This window comes from Psychrobacter piscatorii, assembly GCF_904846415.1.
Lineage (GTDB): Bacteria > Pseudomonadota > Gammaproteobacteria > Pseudomonadales > Moraxellaceae > Psychrobacter > Psychrobacter piscatorii.
This window is the reverse complement of sequence record NZ_CAJHAR010000015.1, coordinates 62,998-85,865: the sequence shown is the minus strand read 5'-3', so window position 1 is coordinate 85,865 and position 22,868 is coordinate 62,998. Positions and strand designations below refer to the sequence as shown.

Below are 22,868 nucleotides of genomic sequence, written 5' to 3'. Positions count from 1 at the left end.
CTGATCTGAACCCTATTGAGAAAAAGTGGGCACAGGCTAAATTTCTACGCCAAGGGTGGATGGAGAATAATCTACCTAAACTGTTTCATGATATGGGCTGTATCGATTTTATAAAGATTTAACTATAGTATCAGAAATCTTACGAACCTGGATACTTTTATAGTAGGTTCGCTATAGAAAATTTAAGTGAAAAAACTAATTCGCATTATAACCTTGCTCCCAGTAAAATAAAGTCAATAATTTTTTAATTATCAAATTAATATTCCTGCGTAGGTAACTATCAACAATTGATACAATTTAACGAAAAAATATCAGATGTCTATACGACACTAAAAACGTAAGTTCGCAATAATAATAATAAGTGATTACAATACACCTTTCTAGCAGTGGCTTGGTTATTAATAACCAAAATACAAATGTTCCTATAAGACTATAATTAAGAGCTTATCCATGCTTGCTTCTAACGAATCACAGAATCTTTCAAAAAAATGGCAGTCATTTTTTGTATTTCTATGCTTATATTTCATAATATGGAGCATAGTGCCTGCATTTCTTTCTAGCAGTGTACCTTTGGATGTAAGCGAAGGTATCAATTGGGGCAGCGAATGGCAATGGGGATACTATAAACATCCACCACTATCATCATGGATATTATATAGTTTTTATCAGCTGTTTGGACATGTGGGTCCCTACTTACTCAGTCAATTATATATTTTACTTACCTTAATCCTCATTTATCAGTTAGGTAAAAAAATATGGTCAACCACAGTTGCTTTGATAGGTAGTTTATTAACCTTGGCTGTTATTTATTATAGCTACCCTAGCCTTGAGTTCAATCACAATGTCGCTCAGTTTCCTATCTGGGCAGGTCTATATTTAGCATTTCATCAGTCTCTGACTCAAAATCGTTTCAGAGACTGGGTGTTGCTCGGTATTCTCGGCGGACTAGGTATGCTGACTAAGTACACTGTGATTTTTCTACTGATACCAATGGCTGTATACTTAATACTTCCGAAACAATGGTCATTATTAAAGCAGCCAAAACCGTGGATAGCGGCTTTTGTCATGCTGGCAATTTTTGCCCCTCATTTGTATTGGCTAACAACTCATGATTGGCTACCGCTGAGTTATGCCAGTGGACGCTCACAAGAAGCTGCTGCTGGTGCCTATAAAATCCAACGACACTTTGGTTGGATAGCATTTATAACTGCTCAGTTTGTCGCTCATATCCCGCTATTAGTTATGCTCGCTTTCAATCGCAAACATTTAACGAGTGTTCATAGTTATAAAAATCATTTGCCAAATGGCGCATCGTTGCTATGGTATATGTGGTTATCTCCCATAGTAGTGCTAATTACTTTAAACTTAGTATTCGGAATTGGTTTACGTGATATGTGGGGTATGCCGATGTGGGCGTTGTCAGGGATGCTCGCAGCCTCTTTGATAGCCTCTACTACTCATTTATTAACAATAACCAAGCTACGTAAAGCTCTAATTATTTGGTTATCTCTTGTTACTGTATTGATGGTGGTATATGTGGGTCTTGGCGATAAGATTCGTCATAAACCTTCTCGTATGCAATGGCCTGAACAGGCTTTATCCACTCAAGCGCAAGACACATGGCAGACCGTGAGTAGCTGTAATCTTGATAGTGTCTCAGGTGATCGCTGGCTTGGCTCATTGGTGGCGATGAATAGCGGTTTTCCATCACAAATGATCTCAGGACCCGCGAACCTTTCGCCTTGGATGAGTATCGAGCGCCTTCAAGAGAATGGTACGTTAGTAATGTGGCAAGAAGGGACAGAAGATATCGTACTACCTTTGCTTGATGATGTCAGCGTTATTACAGCCACTGAACTAACTAGCAATCATACCAATGTAAATGCTTTGGTCAAAAAACAAGGTCAATGGCAAATTGAGTGGCGTGACGACAAGATAGAGCAGCCTCTGTTAATAAACTGGATAGCTTACGTTCCAAGTCATTGCTTCCATCAGCCCAAATAATGCATTACCTATATATTGCTATTTAACGATCATTATTGTCGAATTAAATAATTGAGTTTTTTATGTCATATCATCCATCACAAGCTCGCCCTTATTTATCTATTATCATACCTACATATAATGATGCTGATGCTTTAAAGGCTTTTTTACCAGAAGTCTTTTCATTTACCCAGACACTAAGTGTTCCAATAGTAGACACATCTTCGAAAGCAAAGAGCAGTGAAATAATAATAGCGACTTGTGAAATTATTATCGTCGATGACGGTAGCCGCGATCACTCCGTTGATGTGGTTACACGTCTGATAGCCAATCTTCCATCAAACACAGAATTAAAAATCATACGTTTATCACGTAATTTTGGTAAAGAGCCTGCGCTCAGTGCTGGCCTATCAGCAGCAGAAGGGGATATGGTCGCTATGATCGATGCTGATGGTCAGCACCCATTATCAGTCCTAGCACAAATGCTAACGATGATTGAGCAATCCGACATTGATATGGTTGCAGGCATTCAGGCCAATCGTCCTCATGAGAGCAGACTGGCAAAAACGTTAAAGAGCAGCTTCTATCACTTTATACAAGACAGCCAGCGCTACGAAATACGACCTAATGCTGGTGACTTTCGAGTGATGAACCGCAAGGTGCTAAATGCTTTACGCTCACTACCAGAGCGCCAACGCTTTATGAAAGGCTTGTACGCTTGGGTTGGTTTTAATACGGTCTACTTACCTTTTACCGCTGCCAATCGTGATACTGGTGAAAGTAAATTTAACTACGGCAGCCTGTTTGAATTAGCACTTGTGGGCATTACCTCATTCTCGCAACGACCCTTACGCTTAATATCACGTATGGGTTTTATTGTCTCTGCTTTAGCCTTTTTATACGGCTTATATATTGTGATAGATACTTTAATATTTGGTAGTGATGTCGCAGGCTGGGCAACTGTTGCTGCAGGAATTATGTTCTCCACTGGTATACAACTGGTTTGTATTGGTGTGATTGGCGAATATGTCGGTAGGCTGTATGAAGAAGTCAAACAGCGCCCACTATATTTAATCGATGAAGTAATTGAAAGTAAACCTTCTACTGTGCACCCTCAATATCCTAACGATGACTCACAAGCTACGATAGATAAAAATGATGGATAAACAAACTCATGAATGATGCAGTAGAGAAAAACTTAGGCTTTGTGCAAACACTTTGGTTTTTAGCAGTCGGTGCCAGCGCAGCTTTGATGCATTTTTTAGTACTGGTGAGTATTGTCAACTTCACTACCATCACGCCAGCTTGGGCAAATGTGGGAGCTTTTCTTATCGCTTTTGTCGTGAGTTTTTTTGGGCACTTTTACCTCACATTTAAGCCATCACATCGCTCACATAACAGTAATTATAGTAGCTCTTCTTTCAAAAGAAACAGTATTAAAAGCATTGGCACGAATCATAGAAGTAAGTATCTATCCGCACTAATCAAATGGTTTAGTAGTTCAACAGCCGGCTTTATCGCCAATCAGAGCTTGTTTGTACTGGGTTTACGTTGGTTTGGTGAGCAATATTATATGCTGATATGGTTACTAGTCACTGGCGCTATTACGGTGATGACCTTTGCATTGGGCAAGTTTTGGGCGTTTAAATCATGAGCCATCCTAATTATCAAAAACAATCATCGTCGCCAACCGGTGATGCACGCCCTATTATTATCAATGTTGATGATTTAGGGTTGTCTACAGCAGTAAATGATGCAGTTATTCACCTTAGCGAGCTTGGTCGTATTGGTGCTAGTAGCTATATGGTTGGCGGTACGATTACAGATGGCGACATCAACCAACTTAGAAAGCTTAATGTAGATGTCGGCTTACATTTAGATTTAACAGGAATATTCCCCTCGGCCCTGCGTGGTTCATTAAAGTCCATCATCGTTGCAAGCTATTTACGTCGCCTCAATCATATGCAAGTAACTGATATTATTAAACAGCAATTGGATGGGTTTGAAGATCGCTTTGGACATGCACCCCTATTCATTGACGGGCATCAACATATTCATCAGTTTCCAATTATTCGTCACTGTCTGATTAAAGAACTGACAAATCGTTATCGTGATGAGATATCAAAAGGCACCCTTAGCGCACGTGTCACCACACCACTTATCAACGATATCAAATCTTGGATAATCTATGCATTGGGCGGCTATGCATGGCGTCACTCCTGTGAACACAATCACATTAAAACGAATGATAAATTCGGTGGGGTGTATAGTTTTGATACTGATAGTCTACAATTAGCTAGCTTATGGGAGCAATGGCTGCAGAGTGTACCGCACAATGCTGGCTTACTTTCAGAACAAATCACATCACATGCCAAACGACCAAGAACACTTGCTAATGTATCCCCTACTTTAATTATGTGTCATCCTGCTGTCCCTGAAAATGGGTGCAATAGCTGGGAAGATGAAATTAAAGCTGCTCGAGATATTGAGTATAAGTGGTTAATAAGTGATGGGTTCAAAGATTTATTGGATAAATATAATGTGAGATTACTACGATGGTCAGATATTAGCTTATTGAGCTTGTAATAACTTACTAAACCTAGAATAAGAGCAGCCAGATAATAGAAATAAAAAAAGCTAAGACTTAAAACAGCCTTAGCTTTTTTGTTCATACAATATAGTTTTAAAAATAAAATGCAGTTTTAAAATCAATCAATAAAGCTTAACCAATCCATATATTGCTCGTTACGACCATGAACCACATCAAAGTATAGGGTTTGGAGTTTCTCAGTCAATGGTCCTCGGCCGCCATTCCCGATAGTACGATCATCGTATTCGCGGATAGGTGTCACTTCAGCAGCGGTACCTGTCATAAATATCTCGTCTGCTAAGTAGAACTCATCACGAGTGATACGGCGTTCAACGACTTTGATATCTAGATCAGCCGCGAACTGAAGGATAGTACGACGAGTGATACCATCAAGTGCACCGCCCGCTAAATCTGGCGTATGTAGCACGCCATCTTTTACCAAGAATAAGTTCTCGCCAGCACCTTGACACACATACCCTTGCGGATCCATCAAGATAGCTTCGTCATAACCATTACGAGTGACTTCTTGGTTGGCCATGATAGACACAGGATAGTTGCTTGAAGCTTTTGCCTTACACATAGTGACATTTGGCATATGATGCGTAAATGAAGAGGTTTTTACACGGATACCATTTTTGATACCTTCCTCACCAAGATATGCACCCCAGTGCCATGCAGCAACCATAGCATTGATGCTATTGTCACGTGAAGATAAGCCAAGCTTTTCTGCACCTACCCAAATAAGCGGACGAATATAGGCTTCTGCCAAGTTGTTTTGCTTTACCACATCTTTATGTGCTTGCTCTAGAGTGGCCGCATCAAACGGTACGTCCATTTGAAAGATTTTTGCCGAACCAAGTAGACGTTCAGTGTGTTCCTTTAGGCGAAAAATAGCCGTGCGGTTATCAGCGGTTTGGTAAGCACGCACGCCTTCAAACACAGCCATGCCATAATGCAAGCTATGGGTAAGCACATGAACTTTAGCATCTGGCTGTTCGATCATCGTGCCATTCATCCAAAGCTTACCATCTTGTGTTGCCATATTCATTTTATAATCCTTATGCTAGCACTGACGTCTAACTTTTTTTAGGTAGGTTTTATTTAACAGTAGTGATCAACATCGTATGATAACACCGCAGTGCCCATTTTTATTGCTTAAAGCACAGCTTCATTATGACGAACAGCTAACAGTATTAAGATGATGTGTGATCGATTATATCACTGGCCGTATTGGCAAATGAAATCTTTTGGTTTGAGACCATATAGTTTTTAATTACGCTTTTTAATTATCATAAAGCCTTACAGTTTAAGCGTCTCTTTGGTTATCAGCAAGGCCTTAATAAAAACAAATCTTACGATTATTCTTCGTTAGATTCTACGCCCATTAGATGCTGCCACTGCGCTTGTACCAGTGCGCGCGTCTCCTGCCAGAGCGATTCATCGACCAATAATGACTGCTCTGATAGTGCCAGTTGATGGGTAGCAGCACGTATTCTCAGATAGGCATCGGTCAACTCTTGACAGACTTGCTCTTGCCATATGCCAAGCAGAGCAACTTCTTCAAAAATACGGACATTATCGCTCCATTTGGTCAAGCTTAGATACTCATGTGAATAGGCCAATACCGCAAACTGTGCTAAGAATTCAATGTCTACAATACCGCCTGCATCTTGTTTGAGTTGAAACTTGCCCGATTGCTGTTGCCACTGGCTGGTGCCCAAGTGCTTCTGCATTTTGATACGCATACTAGTGACCTCAGAGCGTACTTGCTCTAACGTCCGCGGCAGCGCCAGCACATCTCGGCGAATGTCACAAAAGCGTGCAGTCACTCGTCTGTCACCACAAATCGCCCGAGCACGCACCAATGCCTGATGCTCCCATGACCACGCTTTGTCCATTTGATAGGTTTCAAAGGCATGACAAGACACCACCATCATGCCAGCGTTGCCCGACGGACGCAGACGCATGTCAATCTCATATGCTCTACCATCTCGCGTTTGGGTATTGAGATAGTTCATCAGCTTTTGTACAAGACGCGCGGCAAACTTCATTCCACTCACCGATTTCTCACCAGTGGTCATGCCCTGCTCTTTTATCTTATGCAAGAATACCAAATCCAAGTCGGAAGAGTACGAGAGCTCTAGTCCACCAAGCTTGCCATAACCGATAATTGCAAAGCCACATTCCGCTTCAGTCACTGGATCACCATCTTGACCAATCGGATAGCCATAGCGGTTGACGATCTCTGCAAACGCACGCTCTAGTGCGGCTTCTAGTACCACTTCAGCAATATAGGTCAATGAGTCTGATACTTTCATGATCGGGCGCTCAGCCAACACATCACTGGCAGCCACAGCCAATACTTGGTTTTTCTTGAACAGTCGCAATACGCTTAGCAGCTCTTCTTCGTCATTGGGTTCGACACGCAATAGTTGTTGGCGCAAAATATCACGCAGCTCAGGCTTATCTGGCAGGTGGCGATAGTGTTGCTGTAAAAAGGTATCTAACAATACAGGGTATTGTGCCAACTCTTTTGCAATCCAAGGACTGGCTGATAGCATCGGAATCAGCTCAATCGTTGCATTGGGGTTTTCTGCAATCATGACCAAGTAAATTGAGCGTCGGCAAATGGCTTCAAGCAATGCAATCAATCGCGGTAAGGCAGCATTGGCAAGTTTTTGCTGCTCTTGATGAGCTAATAGCGCGTGGACAATAACAGGATATGCGTCATCTAAGCGCTCTCGGGCCTCCTCGCTGAGGTTGGCGACCATCTTTGATTGCCAGAAATTCTGCAATGACTCGCGATTTTCTTCTGTTAGCACCTCGTTCAGACGAGCAATTTGCGCTTCTAAATGCTCAGGCTCTAGATCGGTATCATCATTGTCAGGTACTTGACGCTCTGTCACCATACGTTCAAATGGCACATTAACATTGTCTCGATGAGCATTTAGCTGGGTCAGTAATGCCTGCCAATCATTAAACCCAAGCGTCACTGCTAGATTATGCTGCCAATGAGCATCATGCGGCAGTCTTTGGGTTTGCTGATCGTTAATGGCTTGAATCGCATGCTCAAGTCGACGCAAAAACCGATACGCGGCTTGTAGATTATCATAGGTAATCTGCTCTAGATATCCAAGCTCACGCAACACTTGCATCGCCTCCAAACAAGGCTTTACTTGTAGCTGAGGATGCCGACCTCCGTAAATTAGCTGAAACGCTTGTACAATAAACTCAATATCTCTGATACCGCCTGCGCCAAGCTTAATATTGTCTAGATCTTCACGCTGTGCAACTTGATTTTGAATGAGAGACTTCATTTCTCTGAGTGCTGAAAACGCACTATAATCCACATAATAGCGAAAGACAAATGGCTTGATTAGCGCCTGAATGGCATCATAAAATGGCTGATCTATCTGCCCAACGACTCGTGCTTTTAGCCAAGCAAAACGCTCCCACGCGCGTCCATGCAACGCAAAATACTTCTGTAACGCTGAGAGATGGATGGCCAAATCACTGCCATCTCCCCATGGACGCAAGCGCATATCAACCCGAAAGACAAAACCGTCAGCCGTTTTATTATCAAGCAGCTTAATAATCCCTTGACCAAGACGAGTCATAAAACGTTTATTGTCTATGCTACGCGTGCCCTTTGCCTTGTCACCATTGGTTTCGCCGCGCGCTTGATGTACAAATATCAGGTCAATATCACTCGATAAATTCAGTTCCTGAGCACCAAGCTTACCCATGGCCATGATGGCCATATCATCGATCTGCACGTTGCCTTGTTCATTGATAAAGGTTGGCTCACCATATTTAGCAATCAAATGCTGATAGGTATAGTCTTTGGCAAAGGAGATACAACCGCCTGCAAACTCTGATAGCTCATCAGTCAATTGCTCAAGACTAATCATCTGCAAAGCATCTTGCCAAATCCAGCGCATCATTAATAGCTTACGCAAATTACGTAAGCCACTCATGACTTTCGTTTCATCAGCGAGTTGATAGTTTTCATCTAGCGTATAATCTTGTATCAGATCATCGATTTGCTGACGAGTCAGCGTACTGTTCAGTGGGTAGCTACGCAAAAACGTTTGGCAGGAAACCGTTCGGCTCTCCCAAATTTGATAAGCAAACTCACTGGCTGTTTGCAGTACTTGCAGTTGCTCTGCTGTCGGCTGATAATCTGTACCACTGTTCATACGTGAGGGCATAGCAGGTAACATAGTGACAAAAACTCCTTACATAGAATGGTAAGACTACGTGAACCAAGCTCATAAGTTTATTGTTTTTTCTTACGAGACAGTCACAGCATCAGATGAACATACTCAATATATCATTACAAAACATAAAGCCCTGTTTAGTAACAGTGACTCTATTTGCTTTGAGCCGCTTTATGGTAGCATAAACGTCTTTAATCAAAATGCTTTGAGATAGCCTCATTGCAGCGCACCTTTATACTCAATAAAAATAGCATTTTGGCTCAATGGTATTAAGCAATATTAAAGCTCGACTATAAATCGATTAGATTGCTTTACACAAAACATTTATAGCCTTTCAATAATACTGTCTCATCCTTATAACACTCTTTAAACGCTTATTTATAATATGTGATACTGCCCCCTATGACTACTACCCCGCTACTACTCATTACCGCTGATCCTAGTCACCCATTAGCGCATTTAGCATTACGCTATGCGCGCGCGTATCTTAAGAGCGCATCGGCTGATCATAATATCGATAGTAATGCAGACGATATCGTCAACAAAGAAGACATCGACAATCCTAACACCAAATCGGCGTTGCTCAATGTCTTTTTTTATGGGGATTCGGCGCATCTGGCGAATCGGCTACGCTGGCAGTCCGCTGATCAAATGAATTTGACCAAAGAATGGCAAATGTTGGCTGAACAATATCAGTTACCACTGCCTGTTTGTGTCAGCACAGCTCTTAGCCGCGGTGTGAGTGACGCGGATAACAGTACCCGCCATCAGCTTGATGGTGACAATCTGGCGGCCGGGTTTACGTTGGTGGGACTCAGTGAGCTCGCTCTGATGATGCAGGATGGCTGCCGCTTAATACAGTTTTGATAGCGCATCTATTACGACATTAGCCTGCGACAAATATATTTAGGAATACATGATGAGATTATTAATCCAGCTGCATACACCCACCGAAGCAGCAAGTTATGAAGGCTGTGCATTGGCACTGACATTAGCGACATTCGGTCATGAAGTGCAGCTGTACTTGGATGCACCTGTTTTTGGCTTATTGATGCAGCCTGAGTCACGTTTGCACGGTATGATTCAGTCGCTTGATCTTTACGACATGCCAGCGGCTTGGCTACCTGATGATGTCTTTAGCGGTTGGGTGATTGGGATGCTGCCAGTAGATCTGACTTCACAGCTCATGCTGGTGCCAGAAATAATCCGCTCGCAAGATTTTGAGCAGATTTTAACTTTTTAATTGGCAATATAATCAAACTTATAAAATAATAAAGCACACACTTGGACACAGTTATGGCAACTTTATATCAATTACACAGCACGATGGATACCCTCAGGCGCAGTGCTGAAGAGATGTCTCGCACTTGGCGCACTGGCGACAGTATTATCCTACTTGGTACCACAGCCGCTTTTATCGACTGGCTCAATGCCTATTTGAATGATAGTGAAATAGATGGTATTGCAGGTATTTATGCATTAGCCGATGATATAGCACAGCTGACGGCCAATACCACTGGCAAGCTAAATTTAGAGAGCAAATTGACTGGTATTTTAACGGATGAAGAATGGATTAGCCTATCTCAGGATAGCCAGTTTGATAAAGTGGTGACGATTGCCTTATGACGACTCATACCTCTACGACAACTCATACTGCCACAGCATCGACCGATATTGCATTAGATCAAGATGGGCATCTGTGTGACCATACAATTTGGACACCTGATATCGCACAACAACTAGCAGACACACTAGATGTCAGCCTAACGAGTGAGCACTTACAAATCTTGCAGCAAGTGCGCGCGTTTTTCATCAAATTTAATCATGCACCAGCGACACGCCCATTGATTAAATGGCTACAGAAAACCTTGCCTGAGCACGACATCAGCAACCAAAAGCTACAGCAGCTATTTAATACAGGTTTGGTGGCGCGCCATGTCAACCGTCTAGCTGGGCTACCCAAGCCGCCCAACTGCCTATAAAAGTGTCTTTGTTAACTGTAGCTGCTTACCAAGTGAGCACTGATGAATGAGTCATATAGATCGGCTCATTTGATACATCACTATTTTGGGTCGTAGACTGTCAAGGTCTCATAGCCGATACTACGACCTTCATCACCCAAAAATCCTTGCTGTCGCCATATTTCATACAAGCATATTGCGACGCTATTGGATAAATTCAGACTGCGCGAATCAGCCAACATGGGTAATCTCAACCAATTATCGGCACCGATATCTTCACGGATATTATCTGCCAGTCCTGCTGTCTCTGAACCAAATACCAGCGCGATATTGGGTATGGCTTCATTGTCAGGTTTTTCACTGTCTACTTGCCCGCCAAAATCATAATCATAGAATGGTTTGCTCAGTTTGGTTGTTAAAGCCGTGACAGTATAGCAGTCAGCTGCTTGCAACGCCTGCCGTGCGGCTGTCCAATCATCATGCACCTGCAAATGTGCGTATTCATGATAATCAAGGCCTGCGCGGCGTAGTTTCTTATCATCAAGCTCAAACCCTAACGGTCTGACTAAATGCAGCTGCGCGCCGCTGTTGGCACACAGTCGAATAATATTGCCAGTATTACTCGGCATTTTTGGGGCGACCAACACGATATGAATGGTCATACTTGTTTACTCCACAAATGGTCGATGCTCTATTATTTAAATTTATGAGCGATAGGTAATTAAAAGTTACAGTTTACTGCCAATAATTACATTTTGATACTGTGCAGGGTTTTTAACTTTCACTATGATGTCTGTAATGGATAGCGAGATAGCATTTATATATGACTGCCTCATCCAATACCCCTTCAGTGATGCTTAAACCTGCCGTTTAGCCTCACTGTTGTTATTTATAAACCATCCATTTATCTTTGAGGATATTATTATGAAAAAAGTAATCATCGCATCTTTAGCTGCTATGTTTGTTCTAACTGGTTGCAACACGTTCAAAGGCTTGGGCCAAGACGTATCAAGCGCTGGTAATGCTGTATCTGGTAGCGCACAAGAAGTACAAAACAAAATCTAAGGTTTGATTGTTTTAGATTTTTTGAGGGACTTACTATTTTGTAAGTCCTTTTTTTTGGTCACGGATTCTTTATTTTAAGTAGTTACTGTACATACACTTTATCAGATGCTATAAAAAAGCACGCAGTATTTGATTGAGATAACGCTGACCTAACACAGTCGGTTGCAACTGCGTATCACTATCCACTAATAACCCTTGTTTGATCAAACTGTCAATTTGTTCAGTAATACTGTCGAGCCTCAGTCCTGTTCTCTGCTCAAACAACGCCCAAGCAACACCGCCATGTAAGCGCAGTACATTTAGCATAAACTCGCTAACGAGCTCATCTGTATCGATTGCTTGCCAACCAACCATTTTTGGTACGTTTTGAGTGGTCTTGGATTTTTCTGTCTCTATATCTCCTACATAATCTTTTGGCAAACGTGATTTGCTAAAACGATAGATGCCAGATTCTGCTAACAAATCGTTTTCTGATTTATCACTTTCCTTTGACAGCTTACTATCCCCGTCTGCGTGACAATCAATCGTCACTTTACCATGTGCACCAGCACCTATTGCTAGATAATCGCCAAACTGCCAATAGCTGATATTGTGACGGCAAGGCTTATCTGACTCGCCCGCCCATGCAGACACCTCATAATTACTGTACCCCAGTTGCTGCAACAGCGCCTGCCCCGCTTGTTCGATATCTGCCAAATTGTCTTCATCGGGTAAAATAGGCTGGCTACGATAAAACACCGTGTTGGGCTCAATCGTTAATTGATACCAAGAGATATGCGTTGCGCCAGCATCGTGCGCCATTTGAATGTCATTTAATGCTTCGTTCATGGTTTGCTGCGGCAGACCATGCATGAGATCGACATTGACTCGCGTAAATCCAGCAGCCCTAGCAGCACGAATCGCTGATAACGCTTGTAAAGGATCATGGATACGTCCAAGCACTTTGAGCTTATCAGCGTCAAAACTCTGTACGCCGATAGACAATCGATTGATACCAACCTCTAGATACTGAGCAAATGGCGCATGCTCGAGTGTCCCTGGATTGGCCTCCATCGTAATCTCGATGTCCTCTGCAAATTCAAAACATGACCGCAAACCAGAGAAAAGTCGCTGATACTGAGCAATTGGCAATAGTGATGGTGTGCCACCGCCAATAAATATTGAGCTGATTTGACGCCCTTGCGCTAATAACTGTTGCATATTCGCATCCAAAAGGAGCGCATCGACATAATCATCATACATAGACAACTGACTGTCTATAGGAAGCTCATGCGAGTTGAAATCGCAGTAAGGACATTTTTTCACACACCATGGGATATGGATATAGAGCGACAGTGGGATGCTCGTCACCTCTACAACGCTAGTATCTATCATCTTTTCTGTGAGTTGTAACGTATCAAGGTTATTTGGCGAGCTATCAGCATTCATTTTGGACATAAATAAACTTATTGTGTAATGGGCAATAATGATCAGTATCAAAAGTATCGCTAGGATAACGGCTAGATGATATAAAGAAAAGCCTAACTAACGTAAAACTATTAACAAAGCCACGTATAAAGCCACGTACAAATCCCCTATTCACCATGGTAACTTGCAGGCAGTATATAAAGAGACTATTAACAGTACAGCATCCAAAGCGCAGCGCTTTATTCAGAATATAACCATTACATTTGCGGCGCGCTTGAAAGCTGGTTAATAAAAAAGCACCCTGACAATGTTAAAGATTAAATTTAAAAATGAAGCAAAGGATAAGACATATGGCTTATTGGCTAATGAAATCAAACCCAAAGTTTTTTGGTATTCACGATTTACAACGATTGGATACAGATAGCTGGGATGGCGTCCGTAACTACCGTGCTCGCAACTTTATGCGTGATGATATGAAAGTCGGTGATAAAGTATTCTTTTATCATTCTAGCGCAAGACCCTCTGGTGTGGCTGGTATTATGACGGTCAGTCAAGCAGGCTACCCTGACCCCACTCAATTTCACCCCGAGCATCGTCACTACGATCCTATTGCAACCGAGGAAGAGCCACGCTGGTATATGGTGGATCTCACTTTTGACCAAGCTTTTACAGAGGTGTTACCGTTATCAGAGCTGAAATTTTTGCCTGCACTTGAGGACTCATTACTGCTGAGAAAGGGCTGCGAGCAATTAACGGTCATTCCATTAGAGCCCAAACATTGGCATGCGATTATGGACATGGCTGAGACACTCGAACTACTGCCAGAACACACCGATTAGCTCGATCCTCTATCTACTGAATCTACTGATTATAAATATCAAGGTAAAATAAGCTTAAGATGAATGCTCACATAGTATCTCTAAATCGTTGACATCATAGTCTGGCTTCTTTACCATCTTATGTGTATATGACCTGTCAATCTACTGCTTGGATTGACGGGTTATTTTTATTTCAGTGCCTTCACTTTTATTTTCTTACTCCGTCTGTATAAGCTTGCTCATATTATTTATCGGAGTATCATCGTCGGCACGACTCTTCTCATACTGTGTCAATATTAAATTGACGACGATATTTGCTTGTTCATCGTTACTACTTTCATAACAATTATCGCAAAGAATAAAAAGTTGCTTACCATGGTTTTCCCATTATCTTTCAGAGACTTCAAAAGCTACAGCTTACGCTTAGGGGTCCTCGCCCTACCTATCTTGATTACTCAGTTTTGCCAAGCAGCGCTTGGGGTTGTCGATGCCATTATGGCAGGCCAAGTATCTGCGCTTGATTTGGCGGCCGTGGCAGTTGGATCTGGCATTTGGCTACCGCTGTTTTTGTTAGCAACAGGTGTATTGATTGCCACTACCCCTCTCATTGGTGAGGCGGTCGGTCAAGACCAGCATCATCAGATTCCTCATATTACTCAGCAGTCCTTGTGGACAGCAGGCGCTCTTGGCCTTATTGGTTTTATTGTTGTCAATTTGGCACCCAATGTCCTTGGCATCATGGGTGTGCCTGAGAATATTCAGCCTATAGCAACACAATATTTGCATGGTGTGTCTTTTGGTTTCCCTGCGTTGGCTGTCTATGCTGTGTTACGCAGTTATTGCGAAGCGCTTGGTCGACCTGAGCCGGTGACGGTTATTAGTATTGTCGGTCTACTCGCCGATATTCCTCTGAACTATATTTTTATCCATGGTTTATTTGGCATGCCTGAGATGGGCGGCGCAGGCTGCGGTGTGGCGACCGCATTGGTATTATGGATCAACGTTCTGTTGTTGGCTATTTATACCAGCTTTACTAAGCGACAAGAGTTTGCTAGTACTCGCTTTTTTTATGGTTTTACTAGCCCAAATCGCACACAGATCAAAAAACTGTTAAAACTGGGCATTCCTATCGGTGTCTCTATCTTTTTTGAGGCCAGTTTATTTAGTTTGGGCGCTCTTGTTATCAGTCCGCTAGGAGAGCTTGCAACAGCGTCGCATCAAGTGGCTTTATCAGTAACGTCACAGCTATTTATGATACCGATATCCGTCGCGATGGCACTTACCATTATGGTCTCAAATCGTTATGGTCAAAAAAACCTCTTAGCACTTCGCCAAGTACAAGCCACTGGACTTGTCTGGACAGTATTGATTGCGCTCACTTGTATGCTTGGCATATGGCTATTTAGACCAGAGCTGGCAGCAGCATTTACCGATAATCCAGCGGTTAGAGCGGAGTCTATGCATTTGCTCATCTTTGCCCTTGCTTATCAGTTATTTGATGGCTGGCAGGTCAATGTCGCTGGTATATTACGTGGTATGCAAGACACCACCATACCGATGTGGGTAACGCTTTTTTGCTATTGGTTAGTGGCCCTACCACTGGGTATCTATTTAGTGCGTTTCACTGATGTTGGCGCTCAAGGCTTTTGGATGGCATTAATCACTGGCCTATTCTTATCTTCTATCTTATTGACCCTTCGTCTGCGCTATCAACAAAGACGTTTAACAAGGCTATGGGGTTGAAACTGATTGATTAAAACGTCACATCTCATAACCATTGCTAGCGATACTGAGTCACATAGACTATGATGAATCGTAGATGATTTCTTACTGAAAACATGGCTTACGTCAAAATATGTAAAAAATCTCAGTTAACAACTGTACATTGATTGCTCATTGCTCTGAATCTAGGTATCATTAGCAACTAATTAGACAATATTTAGTTACACTATTTCTCGAATTTAGTACAAGGTCAGATAAAAACTATGGATATTGAAAAAATACGCACCCTCATCGCCCTTATGGAAGAAAGTGAACTGGTTAATTTAGAAATCAGTTCAGACGACGAGCATATCAGCTTAACTCGTCACTATGATGCGCCTGCACCAGCCATGATGGCAGCGCCAACTGCTAGCGCAGCGCCTATTGCTGCTGAAGGAAAACCTGCGGAAAAAGCGGGTAGCGTCGAAAACTCGCCGATGGTTGGTGTTTTCTATTCAGCGCCAACGCCTAACGATCCTCCATTTGTAAAAGTTGGTCAAAAAGTTCAAGCAGGTGATACTCTAGGTATTATTGAAGCTATGAAAATCATGAACCCTCTTGAAGCGACTCAAAGTGGTATTGTTGACGAAATCTTGGTAAATAATTCTGAAGTCGTACAGTTCGGCCAACCTGTCATACGTTATAAAGCGTAACGATATTTGCCATACTTTATTTCATTATGGCTGGTTTTTGATATACGTATCGCACCAAAGTCAAATAATAGGATGTTATATATCAAAACTCAGTCAATAACTGATGCTTCGACAAGGATGAACCCATGATAAAAAAATTGCTCATTGCCAATAGAGGTGAGATTGCCCTGCGTATCGTTCGAGCTTGTAAAGCGCTAGGTATCGAAACGGTAGGCGTCTACTCTACTGCTGATGCCAACTTGATGCACCTGCGCTTTGTTGATGAGGCAATTTGTATTGGTAAGCCTAATGCCAATCAAAGTTATCTTGATATTAATACTATCTTAACTGCCGCTGAAATCACTGGCGCGGATGCTATTCATCCGGGTTATGGTTTTTTGTCTGAAAATGCTGAGTTCGCTGAGCGCGTAGAAGAAGCAGGATTGACTTTCGTTGGCCCTAATGCAGATCATATTCGCTTGATGGGCAATAAAGTCTCTGCCATCAATGCCATGAAAAAAGCGGGCGTACCAACTGTACCCGGTTCTGTGGGTGCCGTTACGCTACATAATGCTGAAGAACAAGCACGCAATATTGGTTTTCCGCTATTGATCAAAGCGGCCTCTGGCGGCGGTGGGCGCGGTATGCGCGTCGTTGAGCGCTTTGATGAGCTGGTCGGTCAAGTACAAGCTGCTAAGCAAGAAGCTGAGCTCTGGTTCGGTGATGATACCGTCTATATGGAACGCTACCTACAAAACCCGCGCCACGTAGAAGTACAGGTACTGGGTGATGGTAATGGTAATGCTATCCACCTATATGATCGTGATTGCTCATTGCAGCGTCGTCATCAAAAGGTACTAGAAGAAGCGCCTGCTCCAGATATCCCAGATGATGTCCGCGAACCTATCTTAAAAGCCTGTGTGAAAGCCTGTGAGCTTGTGAAATACCGCGGCGCTGGTACGTTTGAGTTTTTGTTTGAAAATAATGAATTTTTCTTTATTGAAATGAATACGCGCGTACAGGTTGAACATCCAGTAACCGAGATGATTACTGGTATCGACGTCGTCGTTGAACAGCTAAAAATTGCAGCCGGCTATGGTTTATCTTATCGTCAAAGTGAGATTGAAATCCAAGGCCACGCGATTGAGTGCCGTATCAATGCTGAAGATCCAGCAACTTTTGTTCCTTGCCCTGGTACTGTCAATCAACTATTTGCGCCAAGTGGCGCAGGTGTTCGATTCGATTCGCATCTATACCCTGGCTACGAGATACCGACTTACTATGATTCACTCATTGGTAAGCTTATCTGCCATGGTCAGACTCGCCAGCAAGCCGTTGCTAAGACCATACACGCACTTGATGAGTTGATCATTGAAGGTATCAAAACCAATATACCGCTACATCGTGATGTGATTTTGGCAGATGATAATTTTGCCAAGGAAGCGCAAAACATTCATTATCTCGAAAGAGAGCTTCTGAGCACAGACAAAGCCGAGAAAAAGGCATAGATCAAAACAGCGCTAAGCTGTAGTTTGCTTACTCGTACTGACTGGGACAGTAGTCATTTCCCATAAAAATCAATTTCCACAAAAAAAGCCGCTATCAATATAGCGGCTTTTTATGATTAGTAGATGTCAAATAATCTGTGTAATATGCTAAAAACCACTTATTATGGCAATACTCTATTAAAAGTCATAAAGCACTCTGTACCGTCAGGATCAGCGCACCACTGCATCTGATTGCCGTCGTGGTATAAAAACGCAATCAATGCTTCGTCACTTTGATCCACTTGGTTGCCTGAGCAATCTACTTCGTTATTATCATAGATCGTCTTGATAGCGATGACGGGCAGGCCTTCTTCACGATGTGTGACTAGATAGCGACCGTATGTCCACTCTTTACCACTGACCGCCCACATCTCATTGTCCGCACCAAAATTATATAGCTCACGGCACTGATTCGACTTGTTGACTGACGCCATTAAGTCTTTACTGGTAGTCGGCTTAATGTTTAGTATGCGCGCCTCACTTTGAGTGATTATGCCACCATCCATATCAGCTACCACCTTAGGCTCTGCACTGTTTTTTTGCAGACTATTCGATGATGCCGCTTGCTGAGCTTTCGCCTCTTTGGTCATGGTGATAGAACTGTCTAAATCTATCTCCCATTGTCCTGCAATGGCTGGACTAATATGCGTAGTGATTGTCGGCTCAGTAACCGTTTCACCATCCACTGGCAATGAAGCCAGAATAGATGCCAATGTAAATGAAGCAAATGATATAGGTTCCATGATTAACCTTTTATTTATAATATTTTATATACATTAGCGTAAGTCGTAGACACCAAAAACACAAGTAACATTATGCTATTGGGCAAAATACCTTAATCCAAACGATAAGCAAAACCTTAGTCAGTAGTGACGTTGAAGTAAGATAATGCCCGATAATCTAGTCGCTTTCTACTCATAAAAAAATGACACCGTAGCTTTGCTTGTTGAGTACAAGGAGCTACGGTGTTATATATTTATGAAATCAAGACCAGTAAAGTATTACGATATAGTTATCTAATACTAAGCAGCTGCTACACTCAATGCTTGAGCAAAGGCTGATAACGCTCCTTTTAGCATGGCTGAGACCGTGCTACTACATGTACCGATGCCGGAGTATACTTCACCATCCACATTCAACTGAATATAAGCGGCGGCATTTGCATTGGTTTTATTCTCACTATTGGTATCATCATCGATACCGTTACCACTATTATGATGCGGGTTAATGGCATGTTCTGCATAGTTAATAATATGGAGTGATTTACCCGTATGCTGTGCAAGACCGTTGATAAACGATGATAATGGACCATTACCCGTACCATCGATATCAATGGTGTCGTTATTCATCTGGACTTGGCCGCTGAAATACACCTCACCGCCTTTGTTGCTGACACTATAATCTAGTAACTCAAACTTACCTTGCTGCAAGTAGGTATTTTCAAAGGTTTGTAAAATTTCATCATTTTGTAATTCACGGGCAACCGCTTCCGCTTGCTTTTGTACCACACGGCTAAAGTCAATCTGCATCCAACGTGGTAGGTTAAAGCCATAATTACGCTGCAAGATATACGCAACACCACCTTTGCCCGACTGGCTATTGATACGTACTACATCTTGATAGCTACGACCAATGTGCGCAGGATCAATTGGCAAATATGCCACATCCCACACGTTGTCAGTCTCAGTTTGGTTGTTTTCATTGTAATCGAGTGACTTCTTAATGGCATCTTGATGTGAGCCGCTAAAGGCGGTAAAGACCAATTCACCCACATAGGGATGGCGTGGGTGTAGCGGTAAGTTATTGCACTCGCTCACAACCTGTACGATTTCACTCATGTTGCTAAAATCAAGCTCGGGATCGATACCTTGGCTAAACAAGTTCATGGCCATGACCATAATATCCATGTTACCTGTACGCTCGCCATTACCAAGCAACGTGCCCTCGATACGATCTGCACCTGCCAAAACACCCAATTCGGCCGCGGCGACTGCACAGCCACGGTCATTATGAGTATGAAGACTAATAATGACATGCTCACGCTGGGGAAGATTACGGCAGAAATACTCTACTTGATCCGCAAAGACATTAGGCATAGATGCTTCAACAGTCGCTGGCAAGTTAAAAATCACCTCTTGGCCTTGTTGTGGTTGCCACACATCACAAACCGCATCACAAACCTCTACTGCATACTCAGTCTCTGTTTGACTAAAGCTCTCAGGCGAGTACTGAAACACCCACTCAGTCTCAGGGTATTTGGCCGCATACTCTTTCAATAGTTTGGCGCCAGTGATAGCAATTTCTTTAATTTCGTCTTTGTTTTTGGCATAGACTTTTTCGCGTTGTACACGGCTGGTTGAGTTGTAGACATGGACGACGGCACGTTTTGCGCCTTTTAATGATTCAAAAGTACGCGCGATCAAATGCTCACGCGCCTGTACCAATACTTGTAACGTCACATCATCCGGTACGTGGTTTTCTTCGATAAGTTTGCGGGTAAAGTCAAATTCAACCTGCGCCGCTGATGGAAAACCAATCTCAATTTCTTTGAAGCCAACCTCTACTAGTGTTTCAAAGAAACGCATTTTTTGTTCAATCGTCATCGGATCAATCAGTGCTTGGTTACCATCACGCAGATCCACACTTGCCCATATTGGCGACTTCTCAATTGTTTTGCTTGGCCAAGTACGATCTGGCAGCGATGGCGCAAAGGCAAATGGACGGTATTTACGGAAGTCGAAAGCGGCATTTTTTGGTGTGATCTTTACAGTCCCAGTGGCTGCAGTATGCGTGGCTTGGTCAGACATAATCAATCCTTAGATGATATGGTTATTTGTATATTTAGCTAGGCGATTAGCTGTTGGTTAAATTTGTATTTATCATATGAGGTAACGAGTAGTTACACCATAATAATAGCAAAGTTTAGCAAATAGAAACCTGCTATTTTTTATTTTATTTTCTATATTTTTAGTGGAAAAACCTATTTTATTTATTATAATCGAATAAATTCACTATCAAGGCGGCAAAATGCCAGAAAATTACATAGGAAGTGTAGATACAGCAAATATAGATGACATCGATAAGCAGTTATTGCGCTTGTTGCAGACACAGGCACGTATGAGTATCACAGAATTGGCTGAGTGCGTTAATCTCTCCGCCACACCTTGCGCACGTCGTATTAAACGCTTGGAAGATACAAACATTATCACAGGTTACTACACCAAAACCGATGCGCAAAAACTTGGCTATCCGCTTGCCGTGTTTATTGCTATCAGTATGGACCGTCATACCGCCGAGCGTTTTGAGCATTTTGAGCGCAGAGTGCAGAGTTTTGAGGAAGTCGTGAGCTGTAGCATTGTCACAGGACGTACAGAGGACTATCTGATTAAAGTCAGAGTGCGTGATATGGCGCATTATGAGGAGTTTTTATTGCATCGTCTCAATCGTATTGAGGGCGTTGCTCAAGTGCACACCAGTTTTGAGCTGCGAGAGGTATTCAGCCGTAGTGTCGTATAACAGCGTTGAAGGCGCTAAAAGCGCTAAGCGAGCATTGGTGATTGTCTACGGAACAATAGGATTAAGATCAATCCAATCATCAATCCAATAGCCGCGACCAGTAACCCTGCATTGAAATTGCCATCCTGCCCTGCCAATGCTACCGTTACCAAAGGTCCCAAGAACTGCCCTAGTGCATAGGCGAGCGTTGCCAATGCAATCAGCAAATTAGAATAAGCAGGATTGATGTTTTTAAACAACGTGAGTGTCATCGCTACCATACCGACGAAGGTCAGACCTAGAATAACAGCATTGCCATATAATCCAGGCGCACCATCAAACCATATAGGCAAACACATGCCAAACGCTTGTAATACCGTCAGACCCATTAGGGTTTTTATCTCACCGATACGTTTGGCAAGCGCGCCCCACAACGGGTTTGACAACATCGCACAAATACCGACGACTAGCCAAATCATCAATCCAGCATAGGTCTGCGTCGTTAAGCGCTGCGCTGCCATAACGGGGAGGAAAGTTGCTGAGCTGATATAGCCAAATCCTGCCAATATATAACTCACAAAAAGTAACGCAAGCGCTTTATGGTGTCCAGAAATGGCTTCATATAAAGAGCATTTGAAGTTTAAATAGCTCTGATGCACTGATACGTGCTGTTTCGAATCGTTCTGCTGTAACTCTGAGCTATTTATTGGTTTGGGTTTTATCGCATAAAGGAGCCATATCAGCGGTAAACTGGTGCAGCCTGCGACCAACCAAATCACATCAAAATGATAGCCTAATTTTAACAGCCACCACGTCACGATGGCAGAGGCACTAATACCGACGCCAATACCTGCGTAATGTACGGCCGATAATATAGAACGGCGCTCGGGACTGAGGTTTTGGATTACAAACGATGAGCTCAGAATCATCGCGACCCCGCTTGCAATCCCCGCAATTAGACGAATGATATACCATAAAGTTAACGACATATTTGGTACGACGAGTAGCATCGTTGTGACAACACTTATAATTACCCAAAGCGTCATCGCTTGCCATGTCGAGCGCTGAGGCACAAACATAGCAATGAGGGCACCGATAAAGTAACCGATATAATTGATTGATGCTAGCCAGCCTGCAATCGTCGTTGATAATGACAATTGCACCATAATATCAGGTAAGGTGGCGGTAAAGAGGAAGCGTCCATAGCCCATGACAACTGCCATGCAGTACATACCGATACAGGCGATAGCAGCTTCATTGGTGATGGTAGGAGCGATACGGCTTTTAATAGCAGTCATCATGACAGCGCCATTTTTGTGGCAATTAGCACACAATCCTTTGTGTTAGATAATTAAAAGCAATAATAAATAAACGCAGAAATAGAGAAGT

The 22,868-nt window shown here is 42.7% G+C and carries 21 protein-coding genes; 14 read left to right on the top strand and 7 right to left on the bottom strand.

The features are described from left to right. Positions 1-540: 540 nt before the first annotated feature. From JMX83_RS08595 to JMX83_RS08580, 4 genes are all read left to right on the top strand, one after another. Positions 541-2,004, top strand: coding sequence for a glycosyltransferase family 39 protein (locus tag JMX83_RS08595; protein ID WP_201600662.1), 1,464 nt, complete (start codon positions 541-543; stop codon positions 2,002-2,004). A 62-nt stretch (positions 2,005-2,066) separates the two neighbouring features. After that, the gene (locus tag JMX83_RS08590) at positions 2,067-3,149 is read left to right on the top strand and encodes a glycosyltransferase family 2 protein (RefSeq protein ID WP_201600660.1); all 1,083 of its coding nucleotides are present in this window, start codon (positions 2,067-2,069) and stop codon (positions 3,147-3,149) included. An 8-nt stretch (positions 3,150-3,157) separates the two neighbouring features. Then, complete coding sequence (locus JMX83_RS08585) at positions 3,158-3,637, top strand: GtrA family protein (protein ID WP_201600658.1); 480 nt, start codon at positions 3,158-3,160, stop codon at positions 3,635-3,637. After that, positions 3,634-4,569 carry a ChbG/HpnK family deacetylase gene (locus JMX83_RS08580; protein ID WP_201600656.1) on the top strand — a complete coding sequence of 312 codons (936 nt, stop codon included), beginning with the start codon at positions 3,634-3,636 and terminating at the stop codon, positions 4,567-4,569. The genes JMX83_RS08585 and JMX83_RS08580 overlap by 4 nt, the downstream gene beginning before the upstream one ends. A gap of 122 nt (positions 4,570-4,691) precedes the next feature. Here the strand turns inward: JMX83_RS08580 and JMX83_RS08575 are convergent, their stop codons facing one another. Together JMX83_RS08575 and glnE are read right to left on the bottom strand one after the other, a co-directional pair. Next, the gene (locus tag JMX83_RS08575) at positions 4,692-5,621 is read right to left on the bottom strand and encodes a branched-chain amino acid transaminase (protein ID WP_102092191.1); all 930 of its coding nucleotides are present in this window, start codon (positions 5,619-5,621) and stop codon (positions 4,692-4,694) included. 310 nt (positions 5,622-5,931) lie between these two features. Next, positions 5,932-8,796, bottom strand: coding sequence for a bifunctional [glutamate--ammonia ligase]-adenylyl-L-tyrosine phosphorylase/[glutamate--ammonia-ligase] adenylyltransferase (gene glnE / locus JMX83_RS08570; protein ID WP_201600653.1), 2,865 nt, complete (start codon positions 8,794-8,796; stop codon positions 5,932-5,934). A gap of 399 nt (positions 8,797-9,195) precedes the next feature. On the opposite strand from glnE, the gene tusD reads away from it, so the two are divergent. The 4 genes from tusD to JMX83_RS08550 are packed head-to-tail and all read left to right on the top strand — an operon-like array spanning position 9,196 to position 10,775. Next, a complete protein-coding gene (gene tusD, locus JMX83_RS08565) occupies positions 9,196-9,660 on the top strand; it encodes a sulfurtransferase complex subunit TusD (RefSeq protein WP_201600651.1) in 465 nt (154 codons plus the stop codon). A 52-nt stretch (positions 9,661-9,712) separates the two neighbouring features. Further along, positions 9,713-10,036: a hypothetical protein gene (locus JMX83_RS08560; RefSeq protein WP_201600649.1), complete on the top strand. Its 324-nt coding sequence runs from the start codon at positions 9,713-9,715 to the stop codon at positions 10,034-10,036. 53 nt (positions 10,037-10,089) lie between these two features. Next, a complete protein-coding gene (locus JMX83_RS08555; RefSeq protein WP_201600647.1) occupies positions 10,090-10,419 on the top strand; it encodes a hypothetical protein in 330 nt (109 codons plus the stop codon). After that, the gene (locus tag JMX83_RS08550) at positions 10,416-10,775 is read left to right on the top strand and encodes a TusE/DsrC/DsvC family sulfur relay protein (RefSeq protein WP_201600645.1); all 360 of its coding nucleotides are present in this window, start codon (positions 10,416-10,418) and stop codon (positions 10,773-10,775) included. The genes JMX83_RS08555 and JMX83_RS08550 overlap by 4 nt, the downstream gene beginning before the upstream one ends. 80 nt (positions 10,776-10,855) lie before the next feature. Here JMX83_RS08550 and JMX83_RS08545 read toward each other — a convergent pair whose 3' ends face one another. After that, on the bottom strand, positions 10,856-11,416 hold the full coding sequence (locus JMX83_RS08545) for a tRNA (cytidine(34)-2'-O)-methyltransferase (RefSeq protein ID WP_201600643.1): 561 nt from the start codon (positions 11,414-11,416) through the stop codon (positions 10,856-10,858). A gap of 262 nt (positions 11,417-11,678) precedes the next feature. On the opposite strand from JMX83_RS08545, the gene JMX83_RS08540 reads away from it, so the two are divergent. Continuing rightward, positions 11,679-11,819, top strand: a complete 141-nt coding sequence (locus JMX83_RS08540; RefSeq protein WP_201600641.1) for an entericidin A/B family lipoprotein — start codon at positions 11,679-11,681, stop codon at positions 11,817-11,819. 108 nt (positions 11,820-11,927) lie between these two features. Here the strand turns inward: JMX83_RS08540 and hemW are convergent, their stop codons facing one another. Further along, on the bottom strand, positions 11,928-13,193 hold the full coding sequence (gene hemW, locus JMX83_RS08535) for a radical SAM family heme chaperone HemW (protein WP_201600672.1): 1,266 nt from the start codon (positions 13,191-13,193) through the stop codon (positions 11,928-11,930). Between the two features lie 383 nt (positions 13,194-13,576). On the opposite strand from hemW, the gene JMX83_RS08530 reads away from it, so the two are divergent. The 4 genes from JMX83_RS08530 (at position 13,577) to accC (ending at position 17,945) form a co-directional block, all read left to right on the top strand. Then, complete coding sequence (locus JMX83_RS08530; protein WP_201600638.1) at positions 13,577-14,065, top strand: EVE domain-containing protein; 489 nt, start codon at positions 13,577-13,579, stop codon at positions 14,063-14,065. A gap of 354 nt (positions 14,066-14,419) precedes the next feature. Further along, positions 14,420-15,787, top strand: coding sequence for an MATE family efflux transporter (locus JMX83_RS08525; RefSeq protein ID WP_201600635.1), 1,368 nt, complete (start codon positions 14,420-14,422; stop codon positions 15,785-15,787). Positions 15,788-16,029: 242 nt separating this feature from the next. Next, a complete protein-coding gene (gene accB / locus JMX83_RS08520; RefSeq protein WP_201600632.1) occupies positions 16,030-16,458 on the top strand; it encodes an acetyl-CoA carboxylase biotin carboxyl carrier protein in 429 nt (142 codons plus the stop codon). 125 nt (positions 16,459-16,583) lie between these two features. Beyond that, positions 16,584-17,945, top strand: a complete 1,362-nt coding sequence (gene accC, locus JMX83_RS08515) for an acetyl-CoA carboxylase biotin carboxylase subunit (RefSeq protein ID WP_201600629.1) — start codon at positions 16,584-16,586, stop codon at positions 17,943-17,945. Between the two features lie 161 nt (positions 17,946-18,106). On the opposite strand, the gene JMX83_RS08510 is transcribed toward accC, so the two are convergent. Next, positions 18,107-18,727 (bottom strand): hypothetical protein, encoded by a 621-nt coding sequence (locus JMX83_RS08510; RefSeq protein WP_201600626.1) that lies wholly within the window; start codon positions 18,725-18,727, stop codon positions 18,107-18,109. A gap of 279 nt (positions 18,728-19,006) precedes the next feature. Then, the gene (gene leuA / locus JMX83_RS08505; protein ID WP_201600623.1) at positions 19,007-20,791 is read right to left on the bottom strand and encodes a 2-isopropylmalate synthase; all 1,785 of its coding nucleotides are present in this window, start codon (positions 20,789-20,791) and stop codon (positions 19,007-19,009) included. A 220-nt stretch (positions 20,792-21,011) separates the two neighbouring features. On the opposite strand from leuA, the gene JMX83_RS08500 reads away from it, so the two are divergent. Further along, positions 21,012-21,500: an Lrp/AsnC family transcriptional regulator gene (locus JMX83_RS08500; protein WP_201600620.1), complete on the top strand. Its 489-nt coding sequence runs from the start codon at positions 21,012-21,014 to the stop codon at positions 21,498-21,500. 23 nt (positions 21,501-21,523) lie between these two features. Here the strand turns inward: JMX83_RS08500 and JMX83_RS08495 are convergent, their stop codons facing one another. Then, positions 21,524-22,780 (bottom strand): YbfB/YjiJ family MFS transporter, encoded by a 1,257-nt coding sequence (locus JMX83_RS08495; protein ID WP_201600618.1) that lies wholly within the window; start codon positions 22,778-22,780, stop codon positions 21,524-21,526. Between the last annotated feature and the right edge of the window lie 88 nt (positions 22,781-22,868).

Bases quoted from the DNA above. Each gene is read 5' to 3' on its own strand.
- JMX83_RS08540 (WP_201600641.1), top strand. From the start codon at position 11,679: ATGAAAAAAGTAATCATCGCATCTTTAGCTGCTATGTTTGTTCTAACT.
- JMX83_RS08575 (WP_102092191.1), bottom strand. From the start codon at position 5,621: ATGAATATGGCAACACAAGATGGTAAGCTTTGGATGAATGGCACGATG.
- JMX83_RS08555 (WP_201600647.1), top strand. From the start codon at position 10,090: ATGGCAACTTTATATCAATTACACAGCACGATGGATACCCTCAGGCGC.
- accC (WP_201600629.1), top strand. From the start codon at position 16,584: ATGATAAAAAAATTGCTCATTGCCAATAGAGGTGAGATTGCCCTGCGT.
- JMX83_RS08560 (WP_201600649.1), top strand. From the start codon at position 9,713: ATGAGATTATTAATCCAGCTGCATACACCCACCGAAGCAGCAAGTTAT.
- JMX83_RS08580 (WP_201600656.1), top strand. From the start codon at position 3,634: ATGAGCCATCCTAATTATCAAAAACAATCATCGTCGCCAACCGGTGAT.
- JMX83_RS08500 (WP_201600620.1), top strand. From the start codon at position 21,012: ATGCCAGAAAATTACATAGGAAGTGTAGATACAGCAAATATAGATGAC.
- JMX83_RS08545 (WP_201600643.1), bottom strand. From the start codon at position 11,416: ATGACCATTCATATCGTGTTGGTCGCCCCAAAAATGCCGAGTAATACT.
- accB (WP_201600632.1), top strand. From the start codon at position 16,030: ATGGATATTGAAAAAATACGCACCCTCATCGCCCTTATGGAAGAAAGT.
- JMX83_RS08590 (WP_201600660.1), top strand. From the start codon at position 2,067: ATGTCATATCATCCATCACAAGCTCGCCCTTATTTATCTATTATCATA.
- leuA (WP_201600623.1), bottom strand. From the start codon at position 20,791: ATGTCTGACCAAGCCACGCATACTGCAGCCACTGGGACTGTAAAGATC.
- JMX83_RS08585 (WP_201600658.1), top strand. From the start codon at position 3,158: ATGAATGATGCAGTAGAGAAAAACTTAGGCTTTGTGCAAACACTTTGG.
- tusD (WP_201600651.1), top strand. From the start codon at position 9,196: ATGACTACTACCCCGCTACTACTCATTACCGCTGATCCTAGTCACCCA.
- JMX83_RS08525 (WP_201600635.1), top strand. From the start codon at position 14,420: ATGGTTTTCCCATTATCTTTCAGAGACTTCAAAAGCTACAGCTTACGC.
- JMX83_RS08550 (WP_201600645.1), top strand. From the start codon at position 10,416: ATGACGACTCATACCTCTACGACAACTCATACTGCCACAGCATCGACC.
- JMX83_RS08510 (WP_201600626.1), bottom strand. From the start codon at position 18,727: ATGGAACCTATATCATTTGCTTCATTTACATTGGCATCTATTCTGGCT.
- hemW (WP_201600672.1), bottom strand. From the start codon at position 13,193: ATGATAGATACTAGCGTTGTAGAGGTGACGAGCATCCCACTGTCGCTC.
- JMX83_RS08495 (WP_201600618.1), bottom strand. From the start codon at position 22,780: ATGATGACTGCTATTAAAAGCCGTATCGCTCCTACCATCACCAATGAA.
- JMX83_RS08530 (WP_201600638.1), top strand. From the start codon at position 13,577: ATGGCTTATTGGCTAATGAAATCAAACCCAAAGTTTTTTGGTATTCAC.
- glnE (WP_201600653.1), bottom strand. From the start codon at position 8,796: ATGTTACCTGCTATGCCCTCACGTATGAACAGTGGTACAGATTATCAG.